This window comes from Rhodococcus sp. BH5 (assembly GCF_027583855.1).
GTDB classification, from domain to species: Bacteria; Actinomycetota; Actinomycetes; order Mycobacteriales; family Mycobacteriaceae; genus Rhodococcus_F; species Rhodococcus_F qingshengii.
On record NZ_JAJHVW010000037.1, the window covers coordinates 1 to 11,743 of the forward strand.

The following is an 11,743-nucleotide window of genomic DNA, read 5'->3' on the forward strand; positions in this document are numbered from 1 at the left end:
TCGCCAAGTCCCTCGAAAGTGGGGCGATCCTCAAGGACGCCACAGTGAGCGTGTGCTCGCATGACGAGAGTGGTGCCGAGACCGGCTACCGCATCGGGTTCACCCCTAACCTGAGCAGTGGCTCGGAAGCGTTCCAGTACCGCGTCAACGAAGCGCTGATTTCCATTGCCGGTGAACACGAATCCGGGCAGAACTGGGATGTGAAATGGTCCCCCGAGTCGGGGGAGTTGTTGCTGACCCTCAAAGCGCCACTGAAGGAACGGATAGCGCACCCAGCCCCTGCGGAGCTGACAGCGATCGCGAACCGCTACCTGCCGTATGCCACCGGTGCTGCCGACGTGATCGCCTACTGGGACGTCTCGACCAAATCGAACAAGCCGCATTGCCTGATCGTCGGCCCGACCGGAGGCGGAAAGACCTCTGCCATCCGCACGATTTTGACCGAAGCGTCTTTGCGCGGAATTCCCTTTATCGGCGTCGATCCGAAGATGATCGAACTCGACGGTCTCGAGGGGTACCCCGGATGCGGTGCGATCGTCTACGACCCGATCCGTGCAGCGATCTTCATCCGTGCGCTGCACGCGGAAATGATGGCGCGCAACCAATACGTCCACGTGAAGAAAATCGAACCGTCTCAACTTCCTCTATTGATCGCGGTTCTCGACGAGTTCTTCATCCTCTCCGCTGCATGGACGCGCCTGAAAAAGGACCCCGACGAGGAAACGCGCAATCTGATCACCACGTTGGACCCCCTCGGAGCGTGGGCAGAGCTTTCGGTGCTCGCTCGTTCATCGGGAATTCGTCTCCTCCTCGGTGTGCAGCGTCCCGATGCTTCGTTGTTCGGTGGGGCGTCGGGAAATGCACGCGACAACTTCGGCACTCGCCTCTCGCTGGCGAACCTCTCCCAGGACGGCGCACAGATGGTGTGGGGTGACGCGCACCAAGGGCGCAGCATCGACACCTCGATCCCCGGCCGCGCAATGGCCACCGGACCCGACGGAACACCGATGGAAGTACAGGTGTGGTGGACACCGAACGTCGACCGCCACCCCAACAAATGGAACCAACTTTCACAAGCCGACATCGCGATCATCGACGCACTACAACCCAGCGGTGCACCCGAATTCATGTGCTACTCGCGAGAACTGCGCGAATTCCTCGAAACCGAACGCGCCTTGGCGACAAAGAACCGCGAGCACGGAAGCGTGGCAGAACCCGTCCTTCTCGGAGACGTGCCGGTCGCTGATATCGCTGACGCAATCCCCGCTCACGCCCTCAAACCGGGAACGGCGATCCTGCTCACCAACGACGACGGCGAACCGAACATCGTCACCGTCGCATCCGTCGACACCAAGCCCACCGGAACCACCATCACCATCGACACCGGAGGCCGGACGCGCGCAAAGGTGTCCTTCGATCCCGGCGAAATCGTGCTGCTCGCAGGCGTCGACGGTGATGCGTCCGAACTGGCCGTGTGAGTAACCCGGTGAACCGCATCCGTGCCCAACCCGGCAGACCCACCGCGAACTGATCGTCAGACCGCTCCACCCCACCGAGAGGAACCGAAATGTCCAGCCGCCGAATCTCCCAGTCCATCAGCCCGACATCCACCGATGTCGAGGCACTACGCGGACCGTTCGCAGCAAAGGGAGCCAACGACCCCGTCATCCTCGAACTACGCACCGCGCTGAAAGAGGGAACACCGGAGTGGCTCCCCAAGCTCGACGAGAAGGTGGAGCTGACAGTCGAACGCCTCGAAGAGATCAAGACATCGGCCGCATTCCGACGCTCGATCATCGAGGCACTACCCGCCGGAGCAGGCCGCGACAAAGCTCTCGCGCAGCTCGCTCAGACCGCAGAGACGATCGACGAAATGCTCAGTGAACTCAACGGCGTCGGCGCATTCGGAGCAGGTGTCTGATGACCGATACTTCCGACGACTTCGACGTCTTTCACGCCAGCGAAGTCGCCTCCGATTTCGGGGGCTTCGAAAACCTGAATCCCGACAGCGACGAGAGCCCACGCAGTCATTCGATCATCGCTGACACAGAAGATGCGCCGTCGGTCGTTCGTGAGGTGTACGCAGCAATGGAGGCGCGCAACGCACGCGTCCACGAGCAAGGAACAACCTCGTGAGCGCCCGGACCCGTAGTCGCCGCCAACTGGTCGCCGTCAGTGGCGTAGCACTCTTCGGGGCGACCCTGATGCTGACCGCCTGCGGTGGCGACGGTGGCCGAGACGCCAAGAGCGTCACAGCAACGCAGCACGGCACGATCGTCACTCACTCCCAAAACGACTACGGCGACATCATCATCGGCTGGGGTGAAAAGCACTTGCCCACCGAAATCACCACGCCCTCACCTGACGATGTCAGCGCCCGATGCTTCGGCAACGGAGACGACCTCTCCGTCGAGATCACAGCGCCCTACGGGTGGAAGATTTCCGTCTCCAATCCCTCCGAAGTGCTGAGCGTGGAGAACACCGAACAAAAGCTCGAAGCGGACCTGGACACCTCGAACAAGTACTACCCGGATCTGCGGGAAATCGACTGGTCCACCCCGGACCACGTCGACATCGCCGCAGCGCCCAAGGTGCCCGACGACTGGTACTCCCGCTACGGCGCAAATCAGCAGATGTACGTCTCACTCCACGTCGACTGCACCTGAGCGACCATCGCGCACTCCCTGCCCCGTCCGAACGAAAGGACTACCGAATGAGGACCGACCCGAACGTCGACCTGTCCGGCGTCACCGCATCCAGCGGAGCGAACGCGTGATGGCGGCGTTGACTGTCGCGGTCACCTCGGACAAGACCGCCCGCGTCAGCGGATCAGGGAATGAAGACATCGAACTGTCCGCAGCCGACGAGAAGGCACTCTTTCGTGCGATCGAGGACTTCGCCAAGACCGAAGCAACCGAGACAGGAGAGTCTGTCGAGGTCTCGGTCAGCGGGTTCGGAGCCACCAAGCAACTGACAGTGACCCCAGACGGCTATGTAGCGGTCGCCGGACCTCCCACCGGTCCAATAGCACCGGTCGCCGTCCCCACACCCGCACGCCCCGTCCAGGAACCCGTCAGCGTCCGCGCAGCCGAGTTCGCACCCCCAAGTGCACCACTTCGCGCCCCTGCCCAGGAACGGCAATCTGTCCTGGTCGCTCCAGTCGCAGTCCCCGGCGCAGAAGAGCCCGCGCGCATGGGAATCCGCGGCCGTCTCAACGCCGTCCTGAACCTGCGATTGGCGCCCAAGCCCGAGTCCGCAGAGGTCCGCCAGCGCGCAGCTGCCGCGAAGATCACCGGACACATTCCAGGATTTTCCATCGTCGCAGTGGCCAACCCGAAAGGTGGTGTAGGCAAGACGCCGCTGTCGATTGCATTGAACGAAACCATCGCCAAGCACCGAGGAGCAGGAAGCTCGGTGTGCGTCGACTTCGCCGAGGTCGGCGGAACTCTTCCCGGTCGTGTGAGCATTCCGCCACGCGAAGGCCAAGACGTGCACTCGTTGGTCGCCGCCGATGCGGCAGCACAGGGAAATATGTCCCCGGCCGCGCTCTCACGTCATCTGGCGCGACAGCCAGGCGGAGACGACATCGTTGCCGGAAGTTCCGGAGCTGGGGGAGTCGGATTCAGCTACCACGACGCGGAAGCCATCGGCCGAATCATGTCCGCGCACCGAGAGATCCTCATCGCGGACACACCCGGTAACGCCACCCTTTCCGGTGGTTGGCAATGGGCCACAGCGAACGCTCACGCGCTCATCGTCCCGGTACCGATGCGACACGACACCGCCGAGCCTGGACACAAAATGCTCACCGATCTCGCCGCCACCTATGGGCCGGAAATCCTGGCCCGCACCATCGTGGTCATCACCGACGGACCAGGCGACAACCCCGTCGTCGAAACCACGGCCGTCGACGCCTTCAACGAACTCCACGTCCACAAAGTGGTTCGCATGCCCTACGAGCCGAAGTTCGCGTCCGGGGGCCGCATCGCCGCTTCTCAGCTGCTCCCCGCGACCACGACAGCACTGTCTGTTCTCGCAGCAATGGTCGTAGACCTCATCGCCCAGCCCACCCACTGACCGACCCCTTCTCATCCCTTTACGAAAGGCACACCATGGACATCACCGCAGGTAACCGAGCCGCACGTCGCGCCCAGCAGGGGGGGCGGCACCGCCGCCACACCGCTGCCAGGCAGGGCACCGCAGCCGTTGTCGTTGCCGCCGCCGTCGCGGCAGGAATCGCCCTCGCACCCTCCGCAATGGCAGATCCCGGCGGGCAGGCAGGCATCACCGACGGCGGCGGACAGGCAGGAATCACCGACGGCGGCGGACAGGCAGGCATCACCACCCCTGCCGTCCTCGAACCTGCCGTCACCGTGCCGGAGGCGCAGCCGGAGCCGATTTATTGGGTGGCACCGCCCGCCGAATACCAGAACGTTCCGTCGCAGCCGCTCCCGAACTGGGACTACGATTCCGGCACCTACACGCCCCCGGCCGATTACAGCGTCGCCCCGATCGACTACGGCAACATCCACGCTCCCGGCCCGGTCGAGATCGTCGCACCGATCATCGCGCCCAGGGAAAAGGGTCGTATCGGTGACTGGGTCTTCGATCAGCCGAACTGGGTTTCGGACATCGATCTCGCCCGCACCAACAACACCTCTGCCGTCGTCGAAAGCCAGGTCTCCACCTTCTACGCCTCGATCGGTATCCCGGTCGATCGTGCGAGCCGAATCGCAGCCGCACAGCTGGCGGGTGGTGCAGGTGGAGCCTTGGCCGGAGCTACTGCCCTCGGCATCCCTGCCGCCACAGTGGGCGGTTTGATCGGCGGAACCATCGGTGGCACCAGCGCTCTCGGATTGTTCAGCCCCGTGCTCACACCCATCGGCGCGGTGCCTGCGGGCGTCGTCGGCACGGCAGCCGGAGCAGCAACGGGCGCAGCTGTTTTGGGTATTCCCGCAGCGGCGATCGGCGCAGTCGGCGGCGGAATTGCAGGAGTCGCAGCCGCAACCGCTTACGGCGCAGGTGAATTGGGTGAGCCCGTCGATGTCAGCGAATACTTCCCCGACGTCGATCAGCCTGCCGTGACCACCCAGACACAGAACGCCCTTACCGATTGGGAGAACTCCGGCCCCGTCGGGCAGGCAGTGGCCACCACCGTCCGCGACACCGTCGCCACCGCACCGGCCGTCGATCAGCAGGCCCGCGACTTCGTCGCAGCCCAGCCCGGAGGCGAGCAGATCATCGAACAGGTCGACACCGCACTCACAGACTTCTTCACCAACGCAACCCCCGGCCTGGCATCACAGCTGATCAGCGATGCAGTCGGAGCAGGAGTACCCGCGTAATCCAGCGGATCGATTCCCTATCTGAGGGCGGGCGGGCACACAGCCCGCCCGCCCTCAAACATCTCACCCAGCCAGCACAACCGGAGGGCACAAGCGATGAAAAACACCCGACACCCCGCCGTGGTCGACCTACTCGGCGGAACCTCACAATCTGCCACCACCCGCACCCCGAAAAGCCCGAAACCGAGTAAGGCCCCGAAAACTCCGAAGCCGCCAAAATCAGAGCGCGAGAATCCGGTCCAGAACATCAGGCTTCGCTACGTCGCCGCAGCGATCGTGGTGCTTGCCCTCCTCGGCTGGTTCGTCCTTCGACTGTTCGGCGGCGAAGAGCCCGCACCCACTGCGCTCGTCGACGACACGAGTTCCATCGAACCCACTCTCACACTCGCCGCCACGCCACCCCCTCTGGACAACGAACCCACCCCCGCCGCCGAGGCCGCAGACCTCTGCCGCACCGACCCCGGCGACCAAAAATCCGGGTCCGGAGTCATCGCAGCGTTCGAACACGCTTACTACGTGGCACGGTCTGGAGACGCCGTCCGCGCACTCGCGACCCCGGACAGCCCACTGCCGCAAGGCGCTGCAATCCAAACCGCAGGAATCGACACAGTCCCGCCCGGAACCACTCACTGCGTACGGATCACCCCCGTCAACACGACAGACACCACAGGCGTCTACACCGTCGTCCTCGCCGAAATGCGTCCCGGCCAACCGCCCGTGCAGTGGCCGCAGACCATCACCACCAAACAGCTGGACGGTCGATGGTTCATCGACGTCATCAGCAAATGACCGACTGAAAACATCGGCGAAAAGTACCTGGCACCTACCGTCCACGACTGGGAAACGCACGCCAATCCGCCACGCACCCAAGGAGATTTCGTGAACACGAGAACACTGATGACAGGCGATTCCTCATCGCCCGTCATCTTGCACGTCCCGCACGCCTCCCGCGCCATCCCGCGCGCGATCCGCCCGACCCTGACCGTCACCGATGAACAGCTCGCCGCCGAACTCGACGAGATCACCGACGCACACACCGACGTCATCGCCCAGCACGCAGCACAATCAGTGACCGCGCGGCCGTGGGCGTTGCGCAACGACCTCTCCCGGCTGGTGGTCGATCCCGAACGTTTCCCGGATGAACGTGAAGAACTCAACGCGGTCGGACGCGGCGCGGTCTACACCCGAACCTGCAACGGAGATGTCCTGCGCCGCGACGACGTCGCCGCACGAGATACGCTGCTCGACACTTACTTCCATCCCTACTCCGCCGCGATGTCAGACCTGGTCACTGAACGAATCGCCGCCACCGGCCGCGCTGTGATCATCGACGTCCACTCCTACCCGGCCCAGCCCTCGGCATACGAACTGCACACCGACGGACCGCGCCCCGCACTGTGCATCGGCACCGACCCCCACCACACCCCGCCGTGGCTCTGTGAAGCCGTCTACGCCGCGTTCTCCCCGCTCGGGGACATCGACACCGACAGCCCATTCGAAGGGACCTACGTTCCGCTCGACCGCTACCGCACCGACCTGCGCGCGGTCTCGGTGATGATCGAACTACGCCGCGACTGCTACATCGACGAAACCGGGCAACTCGTCGACATCGCCGCCGAGAACCTCGGAGCCATGCTCGGCAGACTCGTCGAGGCTGCCGATCGGGGAAGCCGGTAAATGTGCCAGAAGCATCCCGGCCCGCGCTGCACACCACACGTACGAGCACGCCTCGACAGCACCCGCCGACGACTCGACTCAGCGCAAGCACTCTTCGACGCGAACCCCGCGATCACACGGAACCGGCAACGACTCGACGCGGCGCGAGCCAACTTCGATGACCGATCCGCTGAATTCGACGCCACGCCCGGAGGGCAGTCCGAGTTGCGCAACCAGCTCGACACAGAGGACGATCCAAGCAAGCGCGAAAACTTGCGGCAACGCCTCGATGTCGGCAAAGCCCTACGCGAGCATCAGATTCAAGCCGCAGCCGATTCCGCACACCACGATCCGAAGGACACCGGCCATGACCGCCAACGAGATACCGACCCTGACGCAGGAGCAGCGCGAAGCGTTCTGGCGACAGTGGGGATGGACCCCGGAGCTGCCGGAAGCCGAGCGGCTGGCGATCGAACAAGAGTGGGACGACCTGGCGATCGACCTGGCGAAGTTCCACGGCTTCTGATCGACGACCGGCACATCACGCCGGTTGCAGTACACCGGTTGACAGACGCACGCGCACAACAGCTCCGCAATCTCGGAAAAAGTACGCCCACGCTGCACGAACTGCATCCTCACGACGCGCAGATCTATCGCCACCAGATGCAAGCACTGCGCGAGAGAAACCCCCACGCCTCTTCGGTTCACGTCTACGACGATGACGAATACGCAGGTATGCGGCTCTTCGTCACCGATGACGGCCGTTCCGGCATCGCACTAAAAGACGACGAAATAGTCTCCCTCTACGCACACCACGACAGCAACCATCCCGGAGCAGCGAACTCGATGCTCGAAACCGCCGTCGCCGCAGGTGGAAGACGTCTGGACTGCTTCGATACCGTCCTCCCCGCCATCTACGCGAAGTCCGGATTCGTGCCCGTCGCGCGATTGAAATGGAACGACGACTACGCACCCGATGGCTGGAACTACACGCTGTATCAGCGCTACAACGGTGGACGCCCCGATGTGGTCTTCATGGCCCACAATCCCGCATCGGTGGATTCGACATACCAGCGCGGGTCCGGGCGCTATGTGGACTCGTACGACGACGGAACCGACGCGGTCCGCGCCCACCTCAGACAATGAACAAAAGCGTGTGAGCTGGCAAAACGCGAGTTCCTTCAATTTTGTCTAGTTGGTTGACTGGAAATAGTCAACCAACTAGACTATTCTCATGGTTGCCGATCAGCCCGCACGCAAAGTGGTCAAAGAACTCAAAACCGCAGGCTTCACGCCACTGCGGACCGCAGGCTCTCACACCACGTGGAAGTCGGAGAACGGAAAGGTGCACGTGAGCGTCCCGGACGGGCATCGAACCATCTCCCCAGGCGTATACCGCAAGGTGCTCAAGGCAATTCAGGAGGCGAAAGCATGAGCGAGACCTACGAAGTGACCGTCACCCGTGAGGGGAAGTGGTGGATGATCGAAGTCCCTGCCCTCGGAGACGACGGATTGACCCAGGCACGCCGCCTCGGTGAAGCCGAATTGATGGCACGGGAACTCATTGCTGTATCAGCAGGTAAACCGTTGGCGGACATCAATGTTTCCGTTCACGTCAAACTCGACGCCGAGGGGCCGGACTTGACTGAGCGCGCGGAAAAGATCAAACAGGACCGAGAACGCGCCGCGAAATACGAATCCACGTCCGTCGCATCCGCCCGCGCTCTCGCGCACGAAATGGCCGCTGCCAGCGTGCCGGTACGCGATATCGGTCAACTACTCGACGTCTCGTTCCAACGTGCGAGCCAGCTCATCAAAAGCTGACTTCTCACCGAAACCTTCACGCTCGATCCTCGAGTGTGAACACACTCTCTGCCTGCAAAGGCGGGAGACGAGCACTCCGCTCGAACCGTAAGCACCCACACAGAGGCCCTGACAGTGGGCAAGCACCGTCAGGGCCAATAGCCACAGAATGGACCTGTAGCCATGAGTAATCCTATCGACGTGCCTTCCGAACTCGCACCCGCCGCCATGACGCGGCAAATACAGCAGCGCGCGATCGCCACCCGAGCAGCCATCCTCGCCGAAGCAGCAAAGGCGTTCGCCGCCAGCGGCTACAGCTCCGCCAGCGTCAACAGCTTGATCGCCAACTCGGATCTCACCAAAGGCGCTATCTTCCATCACTTCCCATCCAAGGGGGCTATCGCCCAACAGCTCGTTCAGGGGTGGACGAGCGCCGCCGAGGAAGCATTCTCCGAAGCCGCCACAACCGGCGAGCCCTCATCGAGTCAACTGCGAGCGGTCTTCCTCGACCTCGCCAACCAGATCGAAAACGACGTGCATCTGCGTGCCGGAATGAAACTGACCCTCGAACCCGCAGTCGAAGGCGCGCACCAGGCGTATCGCCAGTGGGTCGATGCAACCAGCGATGTCGTCGAGGACGGCATCGCAGAAGCCGCGATCGACGACTCCGCCCTAGGTCACCGGCTCGCCTGGAACCTCTGCGCCGGATTCGCCGGGGCCGTCAACGCCATTCCCGCCCTACGCGAAGACGTCGACCTCCCTGCCCGCATCGACGATCTACTCGCCGTTCACCTGGCTGCTGTCGTAGCGCGATGAGAAACTCGAACTCTCCTTCGCTGGAGGGGAATTCAGTCATGAGAAGTCGCACCCTGCGCCCAACGTATTAGGCGAGCTGCACAAGGGACCCACCCCCGGCGAGTGCACTGCCGGTCGGTGGGTCCTCGTGCGCGGTACGGGCGCAGATACCCCTTCAGTACTTCGCCGCTTCCCGCCCCGCTACGGCTTCCCTGCTACGCCGGACCAAAACACTCGATCCCCGACCTCGGCGGGTAAGCGGCCACACGCCTACCGCTCGATTTCGAATATATGTTCGACTAGAGTGTGAGCGGTAAGGCGATGACGGAGGAGGTCAGCACCTATGACCGCCGACCCGAACACTCTCGCGTCACTGGCACCTGGTGACCGTATCGAGGCGCTGCGCCGACGTATGGCCTCGATCCCCGCGCGCACCGACGGGGCCGCTGCCCCGGCCGTCCTCACCGAACACAGCGAAGCGCGGTTCGAGACCCGGCCCGAGACGATCACCGAATCCGTCACCAGCGTTCTCGAGGTTCCTCCGGCACTCGCTTCCCTGCTCCCGAGGGGCGGTCTCGCACGCGGTTCGGTCGTCTCGGTGGACGGCGCATCGTCGGTGCTGCTCAGCCTGCTCGCCTCGGTCACCGGCAGCGGTAAGCATGCCGCGATTATCGGACTGCCGAAGCTCGGACTCCTCGCGGCCACCGAAATGGGAGCCGACCTCGCCCGCTGCGCCCTGATCCCTACTCCGGGTTCTGCGGCTATAGACGTGGCGGCGATCCTGCTCGACGGGATGGATTTGGTTGTCCTCGGACTGGCCGGTGCCGCCGTTCCACCGACCAGGGCGCGCGCGGTGGTTGCCCGTGCGCGCAGCAAGGGTTCGTGCCTGGTGGTCACCGAGGGGCGATGGGACGGTGCGGATATCCGCATCAATTCCCACGTCGCCGAATACACGGGGATCGGGCAGGGCTACGGGCGCATCACAGGCTTCTCTGTCGATGTCGAGGTCAGTGGCCGGGGTGTACGTCCACGGTCCGGCAGGTTCGATCTGAGCGCCACAGGCGGGGCAGTGGGGTGGACTGCGTCCGCTCCCGAAGAAGCGGCTCCGCTTCCGCTTCCGCAGGCGCTATGACCGCCCCGGACTTCGCCGGCTGGCGTGAGCCGTGGCCACTGACCCCGACTCTGCGCCCCCTGCCAGAGCCCAAGCCGGTCATCGTCGAGACGAACCGCGCTCTGCCCTTGGCGAAGAACGCCACACGCCCCGACAAGCTCCCTCTGCGAGTACTCGCCGGAGGACTCCGCCTCGAAGGCACCATGCCGGGAAAGCTTTACGCGCGGGCGCTCCTCAGTGATGGTCAGTGGCTCGGCTGCGTAAAAATCCATGCGCTGACTGGCGACGGTAAAGCTGGTCTCGACATGTGGCTCTGGGTCACCGCCGATGCGATTAACCACCCATAGCCGCATATAGCCCCTATGTCCCATATGGGAACTAGTGCTCAGGCGGATGGCGGGCCTTTGGTCGAAAACTCGGCGGCAAACACTGACTCGAAAACTGACTGGGGCCGACACCCTCGCCCGAGCAACGCTGTCGGACTCCTCGCCTAAGCTCAGTTCTGCGACGAGCAACAGGTCGCCACACTGACCAGACCGCAGCACCATTTACGGTCCTGACCTGCAACCCAAGGTTGTACGTCGGTCAGAGGTGGCGACCTGAACTCATTCACCGGACACTTTCGCGAATTCAGCGAACATGCTCGCGTGAACGCACCTGAGGGACAGACATTTACGAGCAGTAGGCAGAGGAGACGCGGGGGTGTGTTGTGTGTTGGGGGAGTGGTTGTGGTGGTGGCGTTGTGGGGTGTTTTTGAATTGTGTTGTGGTGCAGTAACTTTAGTATTGTGTTGTGCTGCTGCTGTTTTGGGTAGTTGTGCAACTAGTTTTGTGAATGTATGTGTATGACAACGAGTTTGGTTTTACAGTGTTCTTTGGATGGTGGGGGTGTATGATGGTGGGTATGACGAGATCGAAGTGGAGTGATGGGCTCGGTGCTGGCGTGTCGGCGGACCGGACCGCCGCCCCCCAGCCCTCTTTAGAGGTGACTCCGATTTTGACGTGAGACTCGTAAATTAAAGTGCAACAACACG

General features: G+C 63.1%; 15 protein-coding genes. All 15 read left to right on the plus strand.

The annotated features are described in order from the left end of the window. On the plus strand, nt 1-1,478 hold a 1,478-nt coding region (locus RhoBH5_RS31730), incomplete at its 5' end, for an FtsK/SpoIIIE domain-containing protein (protein ID WP_270009510.1). An 89-nt stretch (nt 1,479-1,567) separates the two neighbouring features. After that, on the plus strand, nt 1,568-1,921 hold the full coding sequence (locus RhoBH5_RS31735) for a hypothetical protein (RefSeq protein WP_270009511.1): 354 nt from the start codon (nt 1,568-1,570) through the stop codon (nt 1,919-1,921). Further along, on the plus strand, nt 1,921-2,136 hold the full coding sequence (locus RhoBH5_RS31740; RefSeq protein WP_270009512.1) for a hypothetical protein: 216 nt from the start codon (nt 1,921-1,923) through the stop codon (nt 2,134-2,136). Before RhoBH5_RS31735 ends, RhoBH5_RS31740 begins: the two co-directional genes overlap by 1 nt. Beyond that, nucleotides 2,133-2,666 (plus strand): hypothetical protein, encoded by a 534-nt coding sequence (locus RhoBH5_RS31745; RefSeq protein ID WP_270009513.1) that lies wholly within the window; start codon nt 2,133-2,135, stop codon nt 2,664-2,666. Before RhoBH5_RS31740 ends, RhoBH5_RS31745 begins: the two co-directional genes overlap by 4 nt. A gap of 109 nt (nt 2,667-2,775) precedes the next feature. Further along, nucleotides 2,776-4,077 carry a ParA family protein gene (locus tag RhoBH5_RS31750; protein ID WP_270009514.1) on the plus strand — a complete coding sequence of 434 codons (1,302 nt, stop codon included), beginning with the start codon at nt 2,776-2,778 and terminating at the stop codon, nt 4,075-4,077. Nucleotides 4,078-4,112: 35 nt separating this feature from the next. Further along, entirely contained in the window at nt 4,113-5,345 is a 1,233-nt protein-coding gene (locus RhoBH5_RS31755; protein ID WP_270009515.1) for an insoluble domain protein, read from the plus strand. Between the two features lie 96 nt (nt 5,346-5,441). After that, nucleotides 5,442-6,134 (plus strand): hypothetical protein, encoded by a 693-nt coding sequence (locus RhoBH5_RS31760; protein WP_270009516.1) that lies wholly within the window; start codon nt 5,442-5,444, stop codon nt 6,132-6,134. Between the two features lie 90 nt (nt 6,135-6,224). Continuing rightward, nucleotides 6,225-7,022 carry an N-formylglutamate amidohydrolase gene (locus tag RhoBH5_RS31765; RefSeq protein ID WP_270009517.1) on the plus strand — a complete coding sequence of 266 codons (798 nt, stop codon included), beginning with the start codon at nt 6,225-6,227 and terminating at the stop codon, nt 7,020-7,022. Between the two features lie 346 nt (nt 7,023-7,368). Further along, nucleotides 7,369-7,527 carry a hypothetical protein gene (locus RhoBH5_RS31770; RefSeq protein ID WP_270009518.1) on the plus strand — a complete coding sequence of 53 codons (159 nt, stop codon included), beginning with the start codon at nt 7,369-7,371 and terminating at the stop codon, nt 7,525-7,527. A gap of 38 nt (nt 7,528-7,565) precedes the next feature. Further along, nucleotides 7,566-8,147, plus strand: a complete 582-nt coding sequence (locus RhoBH5_RS31775) for a hypothetical protein (protein ID WP_270009519.1) — start codon at nt 7,566-7,568, stop codon at nt 8,145-8,147. Nucleotides 8,148-8,235: 88 nt separating this feature from the next. After that, a complete protein-coding gene (locus RhoBH5_RS31780) occupies nt 8,236-8,436 on the plus strand; it encodes a type II toxin-antitoxin system HicA family toxin (protein WP_270009520.1) in 201 nt (66 codons plus the stop codon). Then, entirely contained in the window at nt 8,433-8,825 is a 393-nt protein-coding gene (locus RhoBH5_RS31785) for a HicB family toxin-antitoxin system (protein WP_270009521.1), read from the plus strand. The genes RhoBH5_RS31780 and RhoBH5_RS31785 overlap by 4 nt, the downstream gene beginning before the upstream one ends. A gap of 162 nt (nt 8,826-8,987) precedes the next feature. After that, nucleotides 8,988-9,620, plus strand: a complete 633-nt coding sequence (locus tag RhoBH5_RS31790; protein ID WP_270009522.1) for a TetR/AcrR family transcriptional regulator — start codon at nt 8,988-8,990, stop codon at nt 9,618-9,620. A 322-nt stretch (nt 9,621-9,942) separates the two neighbouring features. Next, entirely contained in the window at nt 9,943-10,731 is a 789-nt protein-coding gene (locus tag RhoBH5_RS31795) for a hypothetical protein (protein WP_270009523.1), read from the plus strand. Beyond that, on the plus strand, nt 10,728-11,057 hold the full coding sequence (locus RhoBH5_RS31800) for a hypothetical protein (protein ID WP_270009524.1): 330 nt from the start codon (nt 10,728-10,730) through the stop codon (nt 11,055-11,057). The genes RhoBH5_RS31795 and RhoBH5_RS31800 overlap by 4 nt, the downstream gene beginning before the upstream one ends. The last annotated feature ends 686 nt before the right edge of the window (nt 11,058-11,743 follow it).